Annotated in this window: 9 protein-coding genes; 6 read left to right on the top strand and 3 right to left on the bottom strand. The window is 45.3% G+C overall.

What is annotated here, in order from left to right; all coding sequences use genetic code 11:
- Window positions 1-4 precede the first annotated feature (4 nt).
- The 3 genes from BDE27_RS17335 to BDE27_RS17345 form a co-directional block, all read right to left on the bottom strand.
- Window positions 5-9,976: a non-ribosomal peptide synthetase gene (locus tag BDE27_RS17335; protein ID WP_099132010.1), complete on the bottom strand. Its 9,972-nt coding sequence runs from the start codon at window positions 9,974-9,976 to the stop codon at window positions 5-7.
- Between the two features lie 36 nt (window positions 9,977-10,012).
- A complete protein-coding gene (locus BDE27_RS17340) occupies window positions 10,013-13,252 on the bottom strand; it encodes a non-ribosomal peptide synthetase (protein WP_120211384.1) in 3,240 nt (1,079 codons plus the stop codon).
- 349 nt (window positions 13,253-13,601) lie between these two features.
- On the bottom strand, window positions 13,602-15,236 hold the full coding sequence (locus BDE27_RS17345; RefSeq protein WP_099132008.1) for a cyclic peptide export ABC transporter: 1,635 nt from the start codon (window positions 15,234-15,236) through the stop codon (window positions 13,602-13,604).
- A gap of 775 nt (window positions 15,237-16,011) precedes the next feature.
- Here BDE27_RS17345 and BDE27_RS17355 point away from each other — a divergent pair.
- From BDE27_RS17355 to BDE27_RS17380, 6 genes are read left to right on the top strand one after another with little or no spacing between them, the layout of a single operon-like run.
- Entirely contained in the window at window positions 16,012-17,223 is a 1,212-nt protein-coding gene (locus BDE27_RS17355) for an aspartate aminotransferase family protein (protein WP_099132006.1), read from the top strand.
- A 23-nt stretch (window positions 17,224-17,246) separates the two neighbouring features.
- Window positions 17,247-18,275 (top strand): arginine N-succinyltransferase, encoded by a 1,029-nt coding sequence (gene astA, locus BDE27_RS17360; RefSeq protein ID WP_244208834.1) that lies wholly within the window; start codon window positions 17,247-17,249, stop codon window positions 18,273-18,275.
- Window positions 18,276-18,333: 58 nt separating this feature from the next.
- Window positions 18,334-19,815, top strand: a complete 1,482-nt coding sequence (gene astD / locus BDE27_RS17365; protein ID WP_099132004.1) for a succinylglutamate-semialdehyde dehydrogenase — start codon at window positions 18,334-18,336, stop codon at window positions 19,813-19,815.
- Between the two features lie 16 nt (window positions 19,816-19,831).
- A complete protein-coding gene (gene astB, locus BDE27_RS17370; protein WP_099132003.1) occupies window positions 19,832-21,175 on the top strand; it encodes an N-succinylarginine dihydrolase in 1,344 nt (447 codons plus the stop codon).
- Between the two features lie 12 nt (window positions 21,176-21,187).
- Window positions 21,188-22,168 (top strand): succinylglutamate desuccinylase, encoded by a 981-nt coding sequence (gene astE, locus BDE27_RS17375; protein WP_099132002.1) that lies wholly within the window; start codon window positions 21,188-21,190, stop codon window positions 22,166-22,168.
- Window positions 22,169-22,204: 36 nt separating this feature from the next.
- Window positions 22,205-23,629, top strand: coding sequence for an amino acid permease (locus BDE27_RS17380; protein ID WP_099132001.1), 1,425 nt, complete (start codon window positions 22,205-22,207; stop codon window positions 23,627-23,629).
- Window positions 23,630-23,691: the final 62 nt, after the last annotated feature.

A 23,691-nucleotide genomic window follows, 5' to 3' on the forward strand; every position in this document is an offset into this window, starting at 1 on the left:
TTAATTAATTATCTCCATTTAACAGGGCACGCAGTTCATCTTCGGACAAGTTTTCCAATTCTTTTTGCAGCAATTCGATATCTTCTTGTGCGAAAAAGGTTTCAATCTGTCTTGATGCGATAAGCTCGGCGAGTTCAGAAAGTTCTGGATGGGTAAATATGTCTTGAATAGACACTTCAAGATGGAATGCATCACGCAATCTTGCCATTAACTGAATGATTGATAGGGAATTTCCACCCAGATCAAAGAAGCTGTCATGGCGTCCTATTTGTTCTAACCCCAATAAATTCTGTAGGATAGCGGCAATTTGCTGTTCGATTTCACTTTGGGGCGCTTCGTATTCACGGCTGGCGATGGCTGAACGATCTGGCGCTGGCAGTGCTTTGCGATCTAGTTTGCCGCTTCCGGTGAGCGGGAAGGTTTCCAGTACAACAAACGCGCCAGGCACCATATAGCTAGCCAGACGGTGATTCAGTTGTTCACGCAGACCATTGGCCTCTATTGTGAAACCGGATTGTGGAATGACATATGCCACTAGACGTTTGTCGCCGGTTTCTTCTTCACGGGCGATGACCACAGCATCTCTGACACCTTCACAGGCGGCCAGTTGTGCTTCAATTTCCCCCAGTTCAATGCGGAAGCCGCGTATCTTGACTTGAAAATCGTTGCGTCCCAGATACTCAATCATGCCGTTTGGCAACCAGCGTCCTAAGTCACCGGTTTTGTACATGCGCGCATTTGGCTGTGCGCTGAATGGCTCGGCAACAAATTTCTCCGCTGTCATCTCCGGCTTATTTAGATAACCCCGTGCGACACCTAAACCAGCAATGTGAATTTCACCACTGACACCAATAGGAACCGGTTGACCGAGGGTATCCAAAATATAGATACGGGTATTGGGCAATGGGCGACCAATCGGAATATTGTCATTGATATATGGAATTTGCTTGTTATCTATCGTCAGCGTTGTAGCAATAACAGTTGTTTCAGTCGGGCCATAGGAGTTAATCCAGCGGCAGGATTGCGTTTCCGAGTGAGACAACCAGCTCATTAGATGACGATGCTCCGCTTTCTCTCCACCCACAATAAGGGTGTGCAGATAGGGGCTGAAACCACTGCGACCCGCCATCATCTGCTGTACCCAGTGATGCCAGAAGGCCGTGGGCATATCCATGATGGTGATCTTCTGTTCGCGTAAGAAGGCGACAAATGTCGCATCCGGTACTCTGATATGAGGCGGGCAAAGAACCAATGTCGCACCGGATGCCAGGGTTGGAAAAATATCGGATACCGAAGTATCAAACGCCACGGTGGCAAATTGCAGAATACGATCACCCAATTGTGGTTGGCTGGTCTGGCGTTGAGCATGGATAAAGTTCACCACATTGCGGTGTTCCAGCATCACGCCTTTGGGTTGTCCAGTGGAACCGGAGGTATAGATGATATAGGCCAGATGGTGTGGTTGAAGCCCCATTTGACCAATATCGGGGTTATGAATAGGTTGTTGTGCTACCGCGTTACGATAGCCGTCATCATCCAACAATAGGGTTGGAATATCCTGTACCGGCAAACGTGTTTGCAAATGGCGTTGAGTCAACAACCAGGTGGGTTTACTGTCTGATAACTGATAAGCCAGTCGTTCTGTGGGGTACTCTGGATCAAGGGGAATATAACCTGCACCTGCTTTAAGGATGCCATACATGCCAATGATCATATCCAGACTGCGATCGGTACAGATAGCGATACGGTCATCGGGGCGTACGCCGGATGCAATCAGATGATGAGCCAGTTGATTGGCATGGTGATTCAGTTCAGCATAGCTCAATTGGCTTTCACCAGTCACCTGATTTTCACCAAACACTAATGCGGTGGCATCAGGTGTCCGTTCCACTTGCTGTTCAAACAATTGGTGAATTAAAACATCTGGCGTAAGATCGACGGCAGTATCGTTAAATGTTTCCAATACTTGAATGCGCTCTTCCGAGGACAGAATATCGAGCGATTCAATTTTCTGTTCCGGCGTGTGTTGCAGGGCTGCGATAGTTCCTCTTAACGCCATATCCATATAGGCGTTGATACGCGCCGGATTAATCTGCTGACTGCACTGTGCGGTGAGTGCAAATCCATCATCAAAGTCATCTACATCCAGTGACAGTGGATAGTTACTGCGTTCTTCACCCCTGAGTATCTGTACACCTTCCCATGCCAACGATGCAGATTGAGATGCATTACGTGGGCTATGGCGGAAATTCAGCAAGCTGTTAAACAATGGTAATGGTGCCTGGATGCCACTGCAACGCTGGGCAACGGCCAATGATGCTTGCTCGTGATCGAGCAATTCACTGAGTTGTTGATGGGTTTCCCGGACTGCCTGCTTAACGGTACGCTCCTGTAACCGAATGCGGATAGGCAAGGTATTGATAAACATACCCAGTACTTCGGAAGCACCGACTCCGCCCTGTAAGCGTCCCAGTAGGACCGTGCCAAACACCACATCGCTTCGCCCACTGCATCGGGCTAATACTTGGGCCCATGCGACATGGAACAGCACTGCGGCACTCATGCCGAGTTGGCGGGCGCAGTTACGCAGGTTGTGGGCGAGTTCGCTATCCAGTGTGATGGTATTCTCTACGATTTTATTGCGGTTTGTTTCTTTGAGATCGTCAAGTAATCCAAAGGGTAGAGTTGGCTCTTCAACATCTTCAAGTTGTTTGCGGAAATAGGTTTGATGGACTTCCTGCGGCACACTGCGGGTCTGGGCGATAAAATTACGGTAAGGCAGGGGAACAGGAAGGCTATCACTTTCTCCCAAGATCAGCGTATTAATCTCATTGAAAATCATGCTTAATGAAATGTGGTCGCAAACTAAATGGTGGTGCAATAAGGAGAGCAGCCACTGTCTAGATTCAGGATCTTGGGTAATATGTGCCGCCAGAAGTGGTGCTTTGGTGATCTCCATGCGCACCGAGTGTGGATCAGTGAGATGGCGTAATTGCGTTTCTGTTAACAACGCGTGTTCAATAATCGACAGCGGTGCATGACGATAGACAATCTGAACAGGTTCTGGCAATTCTTGCCAATGCACAGCACTGCGCAGGATATCGTGCCGATCAATGACTTGTTGAAATACCTGTAAGAAAGTATCTAAACGTGTTCGGCTATCAAACGCCATAAGCTGATTGTCCAGATAGATATCGCCTTCGGTTTGCAGCAAATGGTGGAACAGGATACCTGCCTGTAATGGCCCCAGTGGGTAGATATCCTGAATATTGGCAACACCTCCAGGGACGAGATTGATAATCTCCTCGATTTGGTTTTGTGTTAACTCCACCAGAGGCAGCATGTTTGGGGTAATCATCTGGCTGTCTTCATGGATCAGGTTTGGTGGAACCATCAATTCTGTGACACCTTGAGCGGTTTTTTGATTTAAACGAGCGCTCATGGTTGCCAATGTTGGTGCAGAGAAGACCGTACTAACATCAAGGAGTAGGTCATGCTGGCGTAATTCCTCGATCAGATTGACTACCAGTAAAGAGTGCCCACCCAGTTCAAAGAAATTGTCATGGCGTCCCACTTGCTCCAAGTCCAGCAGGGATTGCCAAACTGCGGCCAGGGTTTGTTCAGTTTGTCCTTGCGGCGCTTCGTAATTGCGACTGACTATGGCAGAGCTATCCGGTGCGGGCAGGGCTTTACGATCCAGCTTGCCATTGGTGGTCAGCGGAAAAGAATCCAGTATGACAAAGGCACTGGGGAGCATGTGTTCCATCAAACCGGAACTCAATTGCTCACGCAGGCAGGCGGGGTTGAGTGTGACTCCCGATTGTGGAATGAGGTAAGCAACCAGGCGTTTATCACCGGTTTCTTCTTCACGGGCGATCACTACAGCATCCATGACACCTTCACAAGCAACCAGTCTGGTTTCAATTTCTTCCAGCTCAACGCGAAAGCCACGGATCTTGACCTGAAAATCATTGCGTCCCAGATATTCAATCATGCCGTTGGGCAACCAGCGTCCCAAATCCCCCGTTTTATACATACGGGTATCTGCTTGTTCGCTAAACGGATCAGGAATAAATTTCTCTGCCGACACATCGGGGCGGTTCAGATAACCACGGGCAACACCGTCACCGGCAATATGGATTTCTCCACTTACCCCAATGGGAACTGGCTGTCCCTGTCCATCCAGAATATAAATGCGGGTATTGGGTAGTGGATAACCAATCGGGATAATATTTTCGAGGTACGGTAGATTTTGGTTGTCCAGTTTTAGAGTTGTGGCAATAACGGTGGTCTCCGTCGGACCATAGGAGTTGATCCAGCGGCAGGATTGGGTTTCTGGACTGGACAGCCAATTCATTAAATGGCGGTATTCCGCTTTTTCACCACCTACAATAAGGGTGTGCAGATAAGGGCTGAAACCACTGCGGCCTGCCACCATCTCCTGTACCCAGTGGTGCCAAAAAGCAGTCGGCATATCCATAATGGTGATCTTCTGCTCACGCAGGAACGAGACAAACGCGATATCCGGTATGCGGATATGTGGCGGGCGCAGAACCAGTGTCGCGCCGGATGCCAGGGTCGGGAAAATATCTGATACCGATGTATCAAATGCCACGGTGGCAAATTGCAGGATACGATCCCCCGATTTGGGTTTGCTGGTTTGGCATTGGGCATGGATAAAGTTCACTACATTGCGGTGTTCCAGCATGACGCCTTTGGGCTGACCGGTGGAACCGGAGGTATAGATGATATAGGCCAGATGGTGTGGTTGGAGACCCATTTTCTGGGCATCAGGGTTGTGGCCGGATTGTTGTACCACCGCGTTACGGTGGTTGTCATCATCCAGCAGCAAGACGGGTATGCCTTGTATCGGTAAATGTGCCTGTAGATGGCGCTGGGTCAGCAATAAAACAGGTTGGCTGTCTGACAACTGATAGGCCAGCCGTTCTGTGGGATATTCCGGATCAAGCGGAATATAACCGGCACCTGCCTTTAGGATAGCGTACATGCCGATGATCATATCCAGACTGCGCTCAACACAGATTGCGATGCGATCATCAGGGCGCACACCGGATGCCATCAGATAATGAGCTAACTGGTTGGCGTGGTGATTCAGTTCGGTATAACTCAATATGTTTTCACCGAATATCAACGCAGTGGCATTCGGTGTCTGCGTGACTTGGTGTTCGAACAGTGAGTGGATCAACCTATCTTGCGGATAGGCCTGAGCGGTATTGTTGAAATCTACCAATAATTGCTTGCGTTGTTGTGGTTGCAGTAACGGTAAATCTTGTACACGTAGAGAATCATCAGCAACCATCGCTGCTAACAGAGTTTGCAGGTAGCTTGCGAGTCGTTCAATGCTGGCACGATCAAACAGATCACTGGCATATTCCAATTCACAGACCAACCCATTATCGGTATCGTTCATGGAAAGTGACAGATCGAAATGAGTGCTTTTTCGGGTTAACGGCAGTTCATCTATCACTAAATCGGGTAATTCAAGGGATTGTTGTATTGGCGTGTTATCCAGCGCGAGCATGACCTGAAATATCGGGCTATAACTCAAGCTACGTGGCGGTTGCAATGCTTCGACCAATTGCTCAAAGGGTAAGTCTTGGTGTACATAGGCTGCCAGTGCATGGGCTTTGACTTGTGCCAATAATGAGCTAACGGTGGGGTTATCTTCCAGTTTCACCCTGAGCGCTAGCGTATTGGCAAAGAAACCGATCAACGGTTCTAATTCACTGTGCTGTCGGTTAGCGATAGGCGTTCCAATAACAATGTCTTGTTGACCACTGATGCGGGCAAGCAAGATTGACCATGCAGTGAATAAGGTCATAAATAGTGTGGAACTATGGCGCTGGCTCAATGCTTTTAAGCTGTCACTTAATGCAGGTGGAAGGGTGAATGCCACTTGATCCCCACGGTAGCTCTGAACCGCAGGACGTGCTCTGTCTGTCGGCAATTCCAGTAACGCAGGGGCGCCTTGCAGTGCTTCTCGCCAGAAATTGACCTGTTTTTCCAGCACCTTACCTTGTAGCCATTGCCGCTGCCAGAGAGCATAATCAGCATATTGCACTGTCAGTGCAGGCAGTGGATCGTCTTGTCCCTGAATGAAAGCACGGTAGAGGGTGGTCAATTCATATATCAGGATGTTTAATGACCAGCCATCCGAAATCATGTGGTGCTGGGTCAACAACAGAACATGTTCATCATTGGTGAGTTTCAGTAATTGCCCGCGAATTAATGGCTCCAGAGCAAAATCAAAGGGATGGTCAGTTTCAAATTGAGCGGTTGCATCAATAGCAGCCCGTTTTTCTGCCTCATCTGATTGACTGAGATCTTTAATGGTCAAATTGAAGCCACAATTTGCATTGGCAATCACTTGCTGGGCTGTACCATCCTCCATTTTGATAGTTGTGCGCAGAATTTCATGGCGGGCAACGATCCTGTCCAGAGCTGCTTGCAGGGCATTCAGGTTTAGCTCTCCTTTCAGACGCAATCCGCCAGAGATGTGATATGCCGTCTGGGCGGCAGGATCTAACTGTGCCAAGAACCACAGGCGTTGTTGTGCCCAAGAGAGGGGCAGAACTTGTTGCCGGTCGGCGGGTAATATCACCGGTTGTGTAGAATGCTGTGCTGGCTGATTGGCTGTATCCAGTGAGTGTGCCAAATCTGATAAAATTGGATGGGTGAAGAGATCTTGCAAGTCCACTTGGCTGTTGAAAACTTGGCGTAAGCGGGTAGCCATTTGTACCGTCAGTAAAGAGTGACCACCCAACTCAAAGAAATTGTCATGACGTCCCACTTGCTCCAGCCCAAGCAGAGATTGCCAGACTTCCGCCAGTTTCTGCTCAATTTCCCCTTGAGGGGTCTCGTATTTACGGCTGGCGATTGCCGTATGATCTGGTGCAGGCAGGGCCTTGCGATCTAATTTACCGCTACCGGTCAGAGGAAATGCATCCAGTATGACAAATGCACTGGGGATCATGTGTTCCATCAGATGGATGCTTAATTGTTTACGCAGGTGGGAAGGTGTAAGTGTAACACCAGGTTGTGGTATCAGGTAGGCGACCAGACGCTTGTCGCCAGCCGTCTCTTCACGGGCAATGACCACAACATCTTTGACTCCGTCGCAGGCTGCCAATTGCGCTTCGATTTCGCCCAATTCAATACGGAAGCCACGCAGTTTGACCTGAAAATCATTGCGCCCTAAATATTCAATGTTGCCGTCTGGCTGCCAGCGTCCCAGATCACCGCTTTTATACAGGCGAGCATCAGGTTCTTTGCTGAATGGATCGGGGACGAAACGTTCTGCTGTCAGTTCTGGTTGGTTCAAGTAACCACGAGCAACACCGGCACCGCCAATATAAATCTCCCCACTAACCCCGATGGGAGCAGGTTGTCCGAAGGGATCGAGAATATAAATACGCGAATTAGCATTGGGGCGACCAATGGGAATGTTGTTGACAATTTCGTTGGAAGAGCCACCATTTAGTATCAGTGAAGTGACGATAACGGTGGTTTCAGTTGGGCCATAGGTGTTGATCCAACGACAAGATTGCGTTTCTGGCAATGATTGCCAATCTACCCAATAGCGGTATTCCGCTTTCTCACCACCAACAATAACCGTATGCAGGTAAGGGCTGAAACCTGTACGATCGGCTTTCATCTCCTGTACCCATTGATGCCAGAACGCAGTCGGCACATCCATGATGGTAATCTTCTGCTGCTGTAAAAAGTCAATAAATTCCGTATCCGGCACACGGATATGGGCAGGGCGCAGGACTAAAGTTGCGCCCGCAGCCAGTGTCGGAAAAATATCCGATACGGAGGTATCAAATGCCATAGTCGCAAATTGCAGAATGCGATCCCCTGGTTGGGGTTGGCTGATTTGATGTTGAGCATGAATAAAATTGACAACATTGCGGTGTTCCAGCATCACACCTTTAGGCACTCCGGTCGAACCGGAGGTATAGATAATATAGGCCAGATGATGTGGCAGAAGCCCTAACTGGCTGGCATCAGGATTATGGATTGGCTGTTGTGCCACAATATTTAGATAATTTTCATCATCCAGTAACCAGACCGGAACCTCCGTCAGCGGTAAACTCGCCTGTAAATGTTTTTCGGTCAGCAATAACGTTGGGGTGCTGTCTGATAACTGATAAGCCAGCCGTTCGGCAGGATATTCTGGATCGAATGGAACGTAACCTGCCCCTGCTTTGAGAATGCCCAACATGCCAATGATCATATCCGGGCTGCGCCCGACACACAGTGCCACGCGGTCATCTGGGCGTATACCAAAGGTAATCAGTCTGTGGGCCAGTTGGTTGGCGCGTTGGTTCAACTCTGTATAACTCAGTTGCGTATTTTGATACACCAAGGCAATAGCATCAGGCATCGACTCTGCGTGTTGTTCAAATAGCTGGTGGATCAATTTGTCTTGTGGGTAGGTGAGGGTAGTGTCATTAAAATCCACCAACAATTGTTGGCGCTGTTGGGGGATTATCAGTGGTAGTTCAGCCACGCGCTGGCTATCATCAGCCACCATTGCCGCCAGCAACGTGTTTAAGTGACTTAGCATACGTTCAATCGTAGTGTGATCGAACAGATCACGGGCATATTCCAGATCACCCACTAACCCATTTTCTGTTTCATCCAGGGTTAATGTCAGGTCAAAGTAAGAACTATCCCTGATTAATGGCCGCTCATTCAATACCAATCCCGGCAGCTCGAAATGCCGTTGTCCCGGTGTATTATTGGTTGCCAGCATAACCTGAAAAATTGGGCTATGACTTAGGCTGCGCGGAGGTTGTAAGATCTCGACCAATTGTTCGAAGGACAGGTCTTGATGGGCAAATGCATTGATTGCTTGTTTTTTCACTTGTGCCAGGAGTTCACTGACACTGGGGTTATCGTGTAATTGCACGCGTAATGCCAATGTATTGGCAAAAAAGCCGATTAAAGGCGCTAATTCAGGTTGTTGACGATTAGCAATGGGAGTGCCAATTACAATATCATCCTGACCACTGAGGCGGTTGAGCAATATAGCCCATCCAGCCAATAACGTCATAAAGAAGGTTGTTCCGTGACGTTGGCTGAGTGTTTTTAAACCTGCCTGCAATGCGGGAGGCAGAGCAATATTGACGCGTCCGCCGAGATAACTTTGCTTTGCAGGACGCGGACGGTCGGTGGGTAATTCCAGAAGTGCGGGAGCACCTTGCAGGGTGTTACGCCAGAATTCGACCTGTTTTGCCAGCACTTCTCCCTGTAGCCCATTTTTCTGCCAGAGAACATAATCAGCATACTGAATTGTCAGGGCTGGCATCGGGTCAGGCTGTCCTTGACAGAATGCGTGATAAAGTGTGGACAGTTCTTGCATAAAGATACTGACTGACCAGCCATCAGAGATGATATGGTGCTGAGTTAACAGCAGGATATGCTGTTCTTCTGCCAGTTTTAGCAAGCGTCCCCGTGCTAATGGGCCGTTAACAAAATCAAAGGGGTGATTTGCCTCAAGATAGGCCACTCTTTCAATTGCCGCTTGTTGTTCTGACGCAGTTCTGTGTTCTGAATAGTGCTGGCTGAAATCTTCTTGTAGCAGGGGAAAACCGCAATCTGCATCATGAATGATTTGTTGTGCTTCACCTTCTACCGTCACGATGGTAGTACGTAAAATTTCATGGCGCGCCACAATATGATCCAAGGCTGCTTGCAAGGCATTCAGATTCAGTTTTCCTTTTAGGTTTAACCCCGCTGACATATGGTATGCCGTTTGTGCAGCAGGATCTAATTGAGCAAGGAACCATAAGCGTTGTTGTGTCCAGGATAAAGGCACACCGTTATCACGCGACTGAGCCGTGATTGTTGTTTTTTGCGTCGATTGGCGGGTTAGTTTTGCTGATGTGGCTAACTCAAGTAGTCTTCTGCGTTCCGCTAATGGTAGAGATGAAAGCTCGTTATTATTCATTTGATTATCACCACTTAAAACAAGGTAAATTAAAATCTAATTCATTGATTTATAAATCTCTTGCAGAGACTCTGAATCAAATTGCAGTAATAGAGAGTCGATAATGCATTCTTCAAGTTGACAGAGGGTTGGGTGGGAAAACAGTTGATGAATAGATAATTCAACATCAAATGTTTGTTTGATTTGTGACTGTAGCTGTAGCACTAACAGTGAATGCCCGCCCAATTCAAAGAAGTTGTCATAGCGGCTTACCCGATCCAGTCCCAGTAACGCTTGCCAAATGGCGGCCAACTGCTCTTCGGTTTCGCCTTCTGGAGCTGCATATTCACGGGTTGATATGGCAGCATGATCGGGAGCAGGCAGAGCCTTGCGATCGAGTTTGCCATTTGGAGAGAGAGGAAACGCCTCCATCACTACAAAGGCACTCGGTATCATGTAATCGGCAAGATTTCGGCTTAATTGCTCACGCAGTTGAGAAATGCTCAGTGTGCTATCCTGATTTGGGATCAAATAGGCAACCAGTCGCTTGTCATTGGCTCCATTTTCACGGGCAACAACTATAGCTTCACGAATGCCGGCACATTGGGTCAGGCGGGTTTCAATTTCACCCAGTTCAATGCGTAATCCGCGAATTTTGACCTGAAAATCATTGCGTCCCAGATAAGTGATACTGCCATCCGGTAGCCAACGTCCCAGATCGCCAGTTTTATACAGACGAGCAGCAGGATCGGTATTGAATGGGTCGTTAATAAAACGTTCAGCAGTCAACTCAGGCAGGTTCAAATAGCCACGGGCAACACCCACGCCCCCGATATAAATTTCCCCCGCCACACCAGTTGGAACAGGTTCTCCGTAGGTATCGAGAATATAGATTTGGATATTGGCAATAGGATGCCCAATCGGCACTTGCCCGATATAGCGATCCGGAACACATTGCCAGGCAGTGACATCAATGGCCGCCTCCGTGGGTCCATATAAATTATGCAGTTCACTGTGAGGCAAATGGGACAGACAGTGTTGTTGCAAGGCATAGGGCAACGCTTCCCCGCTGCATAAAATTTGGCGCAGAGAAAGGCAGCGTCCGGCCGGAATGTAATGGAGAAAACTTTGCAACATGGAAGGCACAAAATGGATCGTCGTGATATGACGGTTTTCTATCTCTTCCAATAAATAATGCGGTTCTTTGTGACCGCCGGGGCGAGCCATCACTAATTTAGCCCCAAACATCAGGGGAAGGAAGAATTCCCAAACAGAAACATCAAAACTAAACGGCGTTTTTTGTAAGACACGATCTTGCGGGGTTAATTGATAAGTATCCTGTGCCCAGAGCAAACGGTTAACCACACCGCGGTGCTCATTCATCACGCCTTTGGGTAATCCCGTTGAGCCAGAAGTGTAGAGTACATAAGCCAGATGACGCGATGTTAGCCCTAAATGAGAAGCCTCTAAGTTATCATCGTCTTGACGGGCAATATTGGCCTGAATGGTTGGATTATCTAAAAACCAAACAGGAAGTTCGGTCACGGGCAATTGTTTTTGCAAGCTATGATGGGTCAGCAGAACCACAGGTTCACTGTCTGACAGGATATAAGCGAGCCTGTCTGTGGGATATTCAGGATCGAGTGGCACATAAGCAGCCCCCGCTTTTAAAATCCCTAACAGACTAATGACCATATCCAAACTCCGCTCCATGCAAATGGCGACGCGATCATCTGGATGAATTCCCGCTGCGACAAGGGCATGAGCTAGCTGGTTAGCTTGCTGATTCAATTCCATATAACTGAGTTGAGTATTTCCATACAGCAGTGCAATTGCAGTTGGGTTGCGTGCTGCTTGTTGCTCAACAAATTGATGGATTAAGGCGTGTTGTGGGAAGGGTTTATCCGTGTTGTTAAAATCATGAAGGACTCGCTGACGTGCCTGTTCATCCATCAATGGCAAACGATCAATTGTTTGCTGTTCATCATCGACTATTGCTTCCAGCAGAGTTAAGAGGTTCTGCATAAGCTGGGAAATGAATGCTGCATCAAATATTGCAGTATCGTAATAAAAGGTATAACCGATATGATCGCCGGATTCTAAGACATTTATCATCAATGGAACGGGAACATCGGCATAGAGAGGATATGAGAAAGACCGCAACTCTGCATTTCCCCACTGTACCGTGACATCGTCATCTTCCGCCATCCAGAGGGTGGTCAGGTCACCGATATATCTGGCTTTTTGGAATATCATGACTGTCTGGAAAACGGGATGAGTATCTGCATTGCGTTGCAGTTTCAGTTGTTCCAGTACCTTGGTGAACGGATATTTCTGGTTTTCAATACCCTGCCGGATGGTCTTAGTCGCTTGTGTGATATGTTCCTGTACTGTCATATCACCGTTTATCTGGCAGCGTAAAGCAACCGGATTGATAAATTCACCAACTAATTTTCCCCAACGAGCACGGCCTCTTCCCGGCAAGATAGAACCGATAATGACATCATCCACTTCGGTATAGCGGCTCAGAAGAATTTGGTAGGCGGCCAGAAAAACAGCAAACAGGCTGTTATCATATTTTAGGGCCAGTGCTTGCAGCTTATGTGTCAGTGATTTGTTAATTATTTTCTTTAACGATATTTTTCCTGTGGCGGGCAGGGTGCTGTTTTTAGGCGACCATTGTGAGACAGCCAAATCACCCGCCAATGTATTTTGCCAGTATTGTTGTTGTTTTTTAGCGCTGGCACTTTTTAGCCATTGTTGTTGCCATTCCACATAATCGTGGAAACTATTTTCTGGTGCGGGTTTCAGGGGTTTTGCAGAGAGCAGAGCATCAAGTTCATCTAACAGTATCCAATAAGACCAGCCATCAACGGCCAGATGATCAAAAGTCAAGACCATTACACTTTCTTGTTGATTGCGCTGATACCAACTGGCATAAACCCGCAGCGGATGGGCTAGATCAAACATATGCCAGCAATCATCTTGAACACGCTGCTTAAGCGTTTCTTCGCTAAGATGTTGGGCATCATGTACTGTAAGTGTGATTTTAGCGCTGTCTGCGATGCAATAGCCTAATTCGCCGTGGTATAGTCCAAAACTTGCCCGCAGCATTGGATGTCTTTGTACCAATTTGTTGAGAGCCTCTTCTAAACGCTTAGCCGTTAATCCTTTAATGTGAGCGCAAAATGCACTATTATTCTGACCGCGTTTGTCAGGGGCAATTTGATATTGAAACCAGCGGCTGCGTTGAGCTTCTGATAAAGGGAATGATTTCAATTTTTCAGGGTAATTCATTCTATAGATCCCTTTTTATGGGTACATTAAAAAATAAAAACATGAGAACTGATAAAACAAAAATCACACTTAGGTTTAAACAATAAAAATAACTGACCATTCTAATAAAAAAGAACAGTCTTATTTTTTATGTTTATTACAAAATTAGATAATTTTACATTAAATGATTTTGTTACACATTTCTAATAATGTTTTTCTAATGTGTCTAATTTTATTATAGGTATTATGTGATAAATTTTATTGCCATTGGTGATTTTTTTGTTCACTTTGTTGCTCAAGTTTTTTGGGGTATATAAAGTGAAATAAGAGCCTGTTTTATCAGGCTCTTTGCTATAAGCGTTATTTCATTTTATTGAATATAATGGTCCTTATGATCAACTTCTTTAATATGACCATCCTCTAATTTAATAATGCGGTCAGCTATATTAAAGTAAGCATCATCATGACTAATAACCAGGACAGTTTTACCTCTGGCTTTTAATTCTGGCAGCAGCTCAGTATAGAATAAGCGTTTAAACATGGGATCCTGGTCGGCTGCCCACTCATCAAACAGATAAATAGGACGGTCTTCTAAGTAAGCTGAAACCAAAGCCAGTCGTTTCCGTTGGCCTGCGGAAAGATTTGTGGTGGAAAATCCGCCATCAACGATTTTAACTTTGTGTGCCATGTTTAATGCTTCAATATAATGTGTTGCTTTTTCAGTGACATTCGCATCGCTGTTGAGTAACTGCTCAAATAGATGGTAATCAGAAAAAACGGCAGCAAAATGTTGACGATAATGTTCATTATTTGCTGGTGTTACTTGTACACCATTCAGTGAGATAGTGCCGGATTCTTGCTCAAACAGGCCAACAAGCAACATGGCGAGGGTTGTTTTCCCACTGCCATTCCCACCGACAATAAAAACAATTTCGCCTTGCGATATTTTCAAACTTAATGGGCCGAGTGCAAATTGGCGATCTTCTTTATCCGTTGTGTAATGGTGGACAACATCTTTCAGTTCAATCTCGAGTGATTGTTGCTGGTTAAATGGGTTCGTGCCTTCAACTTGTACTGACAGGGCTTCTTCCAGTTGGCTATCAAGACGCCGCATTTTATTCAATGAAACTTCCGCCTCTCTCAGTTCTGGGATTGCGCCAATAACTTCACTGATTGGGCCTGATAAGAAGAGAACAAGCAGCGATACAGTAACCAATGTTGATGGTTCTTGGGGAAGCCAAATCGGGACAACAAAAATAATGATACCAATCATGACATAAAATGTAACAGAACTGGCATTAATAACCCAGGCATAGCTGGAGTTGGCTTTAATACAGATCTCCTGGAATACTTTGGCGGCAGGAGCAATCACTTTATTAATGAAAAGATTTCCTTTTTGTTTATTGAGTTGCAGTTCTTTACTACCATCAATCAGGCTTTGGAAATTAAGATATATTTTATCTATTTGGTCACGCATATCTGTCATTAATTGTAATGGGTATTTTTCCCACAGATAAAACACATACATGCCGATAAGACTGAGTGCCGCTAAAATGAGAAACAGTTGCCAGGACATCCAGGCTAAATAACCGAAACAGGCTATGATTAGGGTGATATTGCCAAAAACAGAAGGGGCCAACATAAAGGAATGGACGAAAACATCGACGTCTTTGGTTAAAACTGCTAATAAACCGTGCCGTCCAAGTTTATGCAGTTTTTTGAGTGGTGCCCGCAAAATTTTATTACTCAAACTTAGACGTAATGAAAAAATAGTGGATTGGGCTAAGTGAGATAATGTAATTTCTGACACGGTTTTAGTAATAAAAAAGATAAAACAGACGCCAAAAAAGCTCCAAAGAAATGTAATTAGATTAATTTCTTCTGTTACTCCTTGACTGATCATCCCGACTATCGAAGCACCGGCAAACCCACTAATTAATGCGCTTATTGTCGATACCAACAGTAATACCCAAGATTGACGATATAAATAAGCTATTAGAGTCATAAAAAACAAGCCATTGTCGAAGGTTATAATTAATATGAAAATTCATATATCTGCTTACTCAATCCACTATGGTTATTTTTTTCTTATAAAACTGCAAGTGTGATTTATGGTATGGCAATATTAATAAATATAATTGTGATAAAGATTAATAGCAATATTAATGATAACTACATGTAACTAACCAGGTGAATAATTTGAAGGATTTTGAGGAATACTATTTTTTCAGAAATCGCTCCCCTTTTAAGGGATAGGAGATAGCATAGGTATAGTACAAAGAGGTTTAGGTTGGGTTTCACTCTAAAGCACTAAAAACGGATAGAATAAAATTAATTGATTGATTTTAAACAATAATATTTTTTATAGGATAAAAATTACTAATTGCAAATACATTTTTTAGTTTATGGGAATAACTTATAACCATTATTTTTGAATAATTATTAAACAATAATACTCCCTCTCCACTATCTTCAATTCCATACCTCTTTTTATTTATTTTTTTATGCATAAACGATGCATAAATTGAAAAAAATGCATTTTTATAAATTGTGAAAAACATCATAAAGTAAATCAATTGTGATTCAGTTGTGTTGACTTTGTTAAATATCAAAGGAATTATGAGGTCAATTCATGATCAAACAAGATCGAAATAATTCATTGAGAGCTTATCGAAACAATGAATTGATAACTTAAATAAGACCAATTATTAAAGGTTAAATTTAATAATATATAAAATTATTCTTATTTTTTTATACCTTAATCATTTGAGGAAAAACAAATGTTAAACACGATTCAAAGAAATTGGTTTGACCAGTATATGGTTCCCTGTTTTTCACCTGCAAATTTTATCCCAGTCGTTGCTAAAGGCTCGCGTGTCTGGGATCAGAATGGTAAGGAATATGTTGATTTTGCTGGTGGAATTGCTGTGAATTCACTGGGCCATGCCAATGATGAATTAAAGAATGCATTAAATGTTCAAATGGAGAATATGTGGCATATCGGTAATGGCTATACAAATGAACCTGTTTTAAAACTGGCGAAATCTCTGGTTGAAAATACATTCGCAGATAAGGTTTTTTTCTGTAATTCCGGAGCGGAAGCGAATGAAGCGGCATTAAAAATTGCCAGAAAATATGCGCTGGATAAATATGGAAATCATAAGAACGAAATTATTTCATTTGAGAACTCCTTCCACGGCAGAACATTATTTACTGTGACTGTCGGAGGGCAACCTAAATATTCTCAAGATTTTGCTCCACTACCGCAGCAAATTACTCATCTGCCATTTAACGATATCGACGCTATCAAGGCTCATATATCAGCAAAAACCTGCGCTGTGATCGTTGAGCCGATCATTGGCGAAGGGGGGGTGATCCCTGCCGAACCGGCATTTTTAAAAGTATTACGGGAGTTATGTGATCAATATCAAGCGTTACTGATTTTTGACGAAATTCAAACGGGTATTGGTCGTACTGGGTATTTGTATGCCTACGAGGGGGGTGGGGTAGAGCCGGATATTTTGACCAGTGCCAAAGGGCTTGGTGGTGGATTCCCAATTGGCGCCATGTTGGTCAGGCAACATATCGCAGAGGCTTTCCAGCCAGGGTCACACGGCACAACATTTGGCGGCAATCCGCTGGCGGCAGCCGTTGCTAACAAAGTCGTTGAGTTGGTGAACCAACCGGAGTTTCTTGCAGGGGTACAAGAGCGTCACCATGAATTTATGCGGCGGATGTCTGAGCTTAATCAGCGTTATCAGGTATTTAGTGAGTTGCGTGGTAAAGGGCTATTGTTGGGAGCAGAGTTGGTTGAAAAATATCAGGGTAAGGCGAAAAACCTGACCAATATTGCTGCGGAAGAGGGACTGATTGCTTTGATAGCCGGCCCCAATGTGTTGCGTTTTGCTCCTGCGTTAAATATCGAACAGCAGGATATCAATGACGGTTTCAGCCGCCTTGAAAACGCCCTCAGGCGATTTGTTCAGGAATAAAGCCGATTTGAGGTGATATCATGATGCTATTTAGATCCGTTCAATATGAAGATTTAGAGGATATCCTCAATCTTTCGTCCCGTGCAGGAATTGGCCTGACGACATTACCCAATAATCAGGAATATCTGACGGCACGGATTTCACGCAGTATTGATTCTTTCAACAATGCAAAGGGACGAGCACAACAAGGATTTTTATTTACCTTGGAAGACACGGAAAAGCATCGTGTTGTTGGTGTTAGTGCGCTGGAAGTTGCTGTTGGGCTGGAGGAACCTTTCTACAATTTTCGCATACATCGATCAGTGCGAGCTTCCCGCGAATTGGGCGTCTATAACACATTTGAAACGCTGACTGTTGGGCAGGATTATACCGGATGCAGTGAATTGTGTACGTTGTTCCTTGATCCCGATTATCACGGGGGAGGCAATGGTGTTTTTCTTTCCCGCAGCCGCTTTTTGTTTATTGCCGCATTCAGGCATCTCTTCCCGAAATGCATTTTTGCGGAAATGCGTGGCGTGGCGAATCAACAGGGTGAATCGCCATTTTGGGATGCCCTGGGGAAACATTTCTTCAATGTTCCCTTTGCTGAAGCTGACTATCTGACTGGCATTGGCTCCAAAACGTTTATTGCAGAATTGATGCCATTTCATCCGATTTATGTGCCTTTGTTGCCAGAAGAAGCACGCCAGACCATTGGCCAGGTACATGAAAATACGCTGCCCGCCCGCGCTATTTTGGAAAAAGAGGGATTTGCTTATCACGATGCGGTCGATATTTTTGATGCGGGCGCTATCTTGGATGCCGAGATTGACAATGTACGTACAATCAAAGCCAGCCGGCTTGTGCATGTGAAAAGAGACGACCAGGTTTCCCGATCACAGGGTGGCGTACAATGTATTGTTTCTAACCTGAATTTTCAGGCATTTAAAGCACTCCTTCTGCCTGTTTCTGAGCCGCTAGATAGCGATGAATTGCTGCTTACCTCCGCAGAAATGGAGGTGTTGCATGTGGATGATGGCGATCTGGTACGCTTCGTTTCTCTTTTTTCTTAAGTGTTTTCACAATTAAAGGCTTTGTCATTAAGCGCTGTTGCAATTGAGGAATTTCGTAATGAATCATCAAGCAAATTACATTGGCGGTGAGTGGATAGCAGGGAAAGGTCTACCTGTCGTTAAATACTCTCCTGTAGATCAGCGAGTTTTATGGCAGGCAAACGGCGCTTCTGCCGATCAGGTAGATGCAGCCTGCCAATTCGCCCGCAAAGCGTTTCCTGCATGGTCTGGATTGGCGATTGAAAAACGGATTGCAATTATTCAGACATTTGCTGATTTGCTGGCCCAGGAAAAAGAAAAGATTGCGCAAGTGATCAGTGAGGAAACCAGTAAACCTTTGTGGGAAACACGGACAGAAGTCCAATCTATGATAGGTAAGATCACCATTTCGATTGAAGCATGGGAACAGCGAACGGGGTATTCCGAAACATCGATGCCAGACGGGAAAGCGATATTACAGCATCGTCCTCATGGAGTAATGGCTGTTTTCGGTCCCTATAATTTTCCGGGGCATTTACCGAATGGACATATTGTCCCTGCGCTAATTGCCGGTAACACATTGGTGTTCAAGCCCAGTGAATTGACGCCAATGACGGCGGAGAACACGGTGGAGTTATGGATTAAGGCGGGATTGCCTGTAGGTGTGCTGAATTTGGTTCAGGGGGGCAAAGAAACTGGCGGTACTTTGCTGAATAATCGCGAAATTGATGGTGTGCTGTTTACAGGCAGTGCGGCAACAGGGTTCCACTTCCATCGTATATTGGCGGGTCAGCCAGAAAAAATGCTGGCTCTGGAGATGGGAGGCAACAATGCGCTGATTGTGGACGATTATGATGACATTGAAGCTGCAGTTTATACCATCGTCCAGTCGGCATTTATTTCCGCAGGGCAGCGCTGCACTTGTGCCCGCAGATTGCTGGTGAAGCAGGGAGAGAAAGGCGATGCGTTAATCCAGCGGTTAGTTGATGCCACAGGCCAGATTGTGCCAGGCCATTGGAATGCTGATCCTCAGCCTTTTATCGGAGGGGTCATCTCTTTAGCGGCAGTGGAAAGTTTGCTGGAAGCCCAAACTAAGTTATTAGCCTTAGGGGGGAGATCTTTGCTCACCTTAACCCAGCCTGATCCGAACTCAACGTTTATGACACCCGGCATTATTGATCTCACCGATGTCAAAGATATTCCTGATGAAGAATATTTTGGCCCTCTGTTAACAGTGAAGCGCTATACCACTTTCGATGAAGCCATCTCAATGGCAAATGATACCCGATTTGGGCTGGCAACTGGGCTAATCTCTCCTGACGCCAGCCTGTTTGAGAAGTTACTGCAAGAGGCGAGAGCGGGGATTGTGAATTGGAATAAGCCGCTGACAGGCGCATCCAGTAAGGCACCGTTTGGTGGTATTGGGGCATCCGGTAATCATCGCCCCAGCGCTTATTATGCAGCGGATTATTGTGCCTGGCCGATGGCTTCCCTGACTACTGAAAGTTTGGTTTTGCCTGAAACACCTGCACCAGGGCTTAATTTTTTCATCAATCAATAGGATGGCAGAGGTGATTATGTCAGGAGTTGAAGCAAATTTTGATGGTTTGGTGGGAATGACTCACCATTATGCTGGGCTATCAACAGGTAATGAAGCTTCCATGAATCATCAGGGTAAAGAATCTAATCCTCGCAAAGCCGCACTTCAGGGATTAATGAAAATGAAGGCGTTGTCTGATATGGGGTTAGTACAGGGGGTTTTACCCCCGCAACAGCGTCCTAACCTGCCTGCATTGCGCCAACTAGGGTTTATCGGCAGTGATGAACAAGTATTAAATAAAGCCGCACAATATTCTCCGTTGTTGCTGTCTAACCTCAGTTCTGCCTCTTCTATGTGGACAGCAAATGCGGCAACGGTTTCCCCTTCAGCAGATAGTGCGGATCAATGTGTCCATTTCACGGTGGCTAATTTAAATAACAAGCTGCATCGTTCGCTGGAAAACCCCACGACTTCACGGGCTTTGAAAGCGACTTTTCCTGATCAAAATTATTTTGTTCATCATGATCCTCTGCCACAACATGCGGATTGGGGAGATGAAGGTGCGGCAAACCATAATCGTTTTTGCGGCGAATATGATGAAGCCGGCGTACAGTTATTTGTCTATGGTCGCAAGGCATTGCAGGAAGGAATTACACCTAAGCGTTATCCCGCCCGGCAGACATTGGAAGCAAGTCAGGCAATTGCTCGTCTACATCAGCTTGAAGGATCCAGGATCGTATTTGCCCAACAAAATCCCGTTGCCATTGATAGTGGTGTGTTTCATAACGATGTTATCGCAGTTAGCAACCGTAATGTCCTTTTCTATCATCAGCAGGCTTTCTTAAATCAGCAATCAGTATTGACTGAGTTGAGAGAAAAAATGGCTCGGATTGGACACACCTTGGTGGCAATTGAAGTGCCTATGGAGCAAGTCACTATTCAGGATGCGGTCGAGTCTTACTTGTTTAACAGCCAGTTGTTGAGCCAGCCAGATGGCAACATGATGCTGATTTTACCGGAAGAGTGCCGTCAAAATCACAATGTCTCAGCTTATTTGCACGAGTTGATTGTGAAAGGAAATTCTCCCATCAATAAACTCCATTTTTTTGACTTGCGGGAAAGTATGCGCAATGGCGGCGGGCCGGCTTGTTTGCGACTCAGGGTTGTTTTGAACGAACAAGAGTTAGCTGCGGTAAATCCAGCTACCTTGATGACACCAGAACTGTATCAACGCCTGACGACATGGGTTGAACACCATTATCGGGATTCCTTGTATGCGGCTGATCTTGCTGATCCGCAACTATTAAGGGAAGTCTATTCTGCCCTTGATGAACTGACGCAGATCCTCAAGTTGGGCTCGATTTATGAGTTTCAGAATTAATCAGGAGATGAAATGGATTTACTGACTTTATTGCTTGAAAACAAAATCGAAAATAACTTGTGTTTTCCATCAGCTATTCAGTCATCATGGTTGGCAGAAGGCGTATTGCAGTTATTACCGCAAAGATCATCAAAACCCGCCGATACATTGATTATTTCCTCTGGAATTCATGGCAATGAAACGGCACCTGTGGAAATACTTATCCAGTTATTGTCACAACTGGCTCAGGGAAAATTGCCATTGCAACATAACCTTTTGCTGATATTTGGCAACTTACCTGCCATGCGGGCAGGGCAGCGGTATATTGATAATGATCTCAACCGCATGTTTGGTGGTCGTTATCAAAATTTTCCTTTGGGGAATGAATCGAAGCGTGCAATGGAATTGGAGTCTGTTATCCGTCGATTTTTTCATGAACCTGCGGTGATGGCATCAACGAAACATCGGCACCTCGATCTTCACACTGCAATCCGAGGTTCCTACCATGAACAATTCGCGCTATTGCCATACCAGACACGTGAATATGCTGCGGATTTTTTACAATGGCTGGAAGATAGCGATCTCGATGCCTTGGTATTTCATAACACCGTAGGGGGAACGTTCAGTAACTTTACCAGCGAACATTTCAATATGGATAGTTGCACGTTAGAAATCGGTAAGGCACTGCCTTTTGGACAAAACGATCTGGCAAGATTCAGCAATATTACCATAGCGTTGCAGGATTTGATCGCCGGTTTGTCTTGCGGCAAACGAGCTAAACCGGCGCTTAAACGTTATCATGTGGTTGATGCAATTATCAAACAACATGATAGTTTTCAGCTCAATATTCCAGAAGATACGAAAAACTTTACTGAATTACCGGAAGGTTTTGAAATCGCCCGCCAGCAAAATCAATCCTGGAAAATCGGGTCTCCAGCAAATTTTATCCTGTTTCCTAATGCCCGTGTTGCTATTGGGCTACGGGCAGGATTGTTGTTAGAGAAATTAACCTAAATCAATTCATAAAACAGCAAGCCGTAGAGGTTATTGATGACGAGATCATTAAAAACACCTGTGGAACAATCCGCCGGTGAGCAGAAACTTCACCGTGGATTGGGTAAGCGCCATGTTCAGTTGATCGCAATTGGTGGCGCTATTGGTACAGGATTGTTTATGGGAGCAGGGAAAACCATCGCAGTATCAGGGACTTCAATTATCCTGACTTATCTTTTGATTGGCTTTTTTGCTTTTATGGTAATGAGAGCAATGGGCGAACTGTTGCTCACTAAATTGGACTATAGAACGTTTGCTGATTTTGTCGCAGATTATCTTGGGGATAAGGCCAGCTATTTTCTGGGATGGACTTATTGGATGAGCTGGATCGTCAGTTGCATCGCAGATGTTGTGGTATGTGGTGGCTATATTCAGTATTGGTTTCCAGACAGTTGGCTTTGGTTAACGGCACTGTTTATTTTGGGCTTGATGTGCCTGTGTAATTTCTTTTCAGTACGGCTGTTTGGTGAAGCGGAATTCTGGTTTGCCATGATTAAGGTGGTGGCGATAGTTGCTTTGATTGTCGTTGGCATTGGCATGGTTTTTGTGGGCTGGACTTCACCGAATGGTGTGACCGCTTCTATAAGCCATTTGACGGAGCCAGAAGTCTTCCTGCCCAATGGCGTATTTGGATTTCTGGCCGGTTTTCAGATTGCCATTTTCTCTTTTACCGGCATTGAACTGGTTGGCACAGTGACGGCTGAAACCAAAGAACCAGAGAAAGTTTTACCAAAAGCTATCAACAATATTCCGATCAGGATCATTATCTTTTACGTGCTTTCCATGATGTGCATCATCGCTGTTACCTCATGGCCACAGATTTCACCGGAAGTTAGCCCCTTTGTGACACTGTTTGCATTGGCAGGACTACCGGCAGCGGCTGCGGTGATTAATTTTGTAGCCCTGACTTCGGCGATGTCCTCGGCCAACAGTGGATTATATGCCTGTACCCGTATGCTTTATGGTTTATCCACGGAAAAGCTGGCGCACCGCAAATTTGGGCAACTTTCAATCAACAGTGCCGTTCCCATTTTTAGCTTGATATTTTCGGTGCTTTGCATGGCAAGTGGCGTATTCTTGCTGTTTATTATCCCCAATGTCATGAAATTATTTACTATTGTTACGACCGTGGCAGCCATCATGGTTATTTATAGCTGGTGTATGATACTGATTGCTTATCTGGCTTATCGTAAGAAACGTCCTGATCTGCATAAAAAATCTATCTATAAAATGCCAATGGGTATTCCCATGACATGGTGTACCTTGATCTTTTTTGTCTTTACGGTGGTGATCATGGTGTTTGATTATGACACCCGTATTGCACTGTATGGTACGCCAGTGTGGTTTGTGATATTGGAAATTTTGTGGCGCATGCGGAAAAATCGCGAACAGCAGGGTATGCGGGATGAAATGGTAAATTAGTCGTTATAAAAAATAGCCCCACGCTAACAGCATAGGGCTATTTCATGTTTATACAGCCAGAA

Source organism: Xenorhabdus ehlersii, assembly GCF_003610465.1.
GTDB classification, from domain to species: Bacteria; Pseudomonadota; Gammaproteobacteria; order Enterobacterales; family Enterobacteriaceae; genus Xenorhabdus; species Xenorhabdus ehlersii.

What these genes read in the sequence shown, in the direction of transcription:
- astB (WP_099132003.1), top strand. Translation starts at nt 19,832, where the DNA reads ATGTCAGGAGTTGAAGCAAATTTTGATGGTTTGGTGGGAATGACTCAC.
- astE (WP_099132002.1), top strand. Translation starts at nt 21,188, where the DNA reads ATGGATTTACTGACTTTATTGCTTGAAAACAAAATCGAAAATAACTTG.
- BDE27_RS17335 (WP_099132010.1), bottom strand. Translation starts at nt 9,976, where the DNA reads ATGAATAATAACGAGCTTTCATCTCTACCATTAGCGGAACGCAGAAGA.
- BDE27_RS17355 (WP_099132006.1), top strand. Translation starts at nt 16,012, where the DNA reads ATGTTAAACACGATTCAAAGAAATTGGTTTGACCAGTATATGGTTCCC.
- astD (WP_099132004.1), top strand. Translation starts at nt 18,334, where the DNA reads ATGAATCATCAAGCAAATTACATTGGCGGTGAGTGGATAGCAGGGAAA.
- BDE27_RS17380 (WP_099132001.1), top strand. Translation starts at nt 22,205, where the DNA reads ATGACGAGATCATTAAAAACACCTGTGGAACAATCCGCCGGTGAGCAG.
- BDE27_RS17340 (WP_120211384.1), bottom strand. Translation starts at nt 13,252, where the DNA reads ATGAATTACCCTGAAAAATTGAAATCATTCCCTTTATCAGAAGCTCAA.
- astA (WP_244208834.1), top strand. Translation starts at nt 17,247, where the DNA reads ATGCTATTTAGATCCGTTCAATATGAAGATTTAGAGGATATCCTCAAT.
- BDE27_RS17345 (WP_099132008.1), bottom strand. Translation starts at nt 15,236, where the DNA reads ATGACTCTAATAGCTTATTTATATCGTCAATCTTGGGTATTACTGTTG.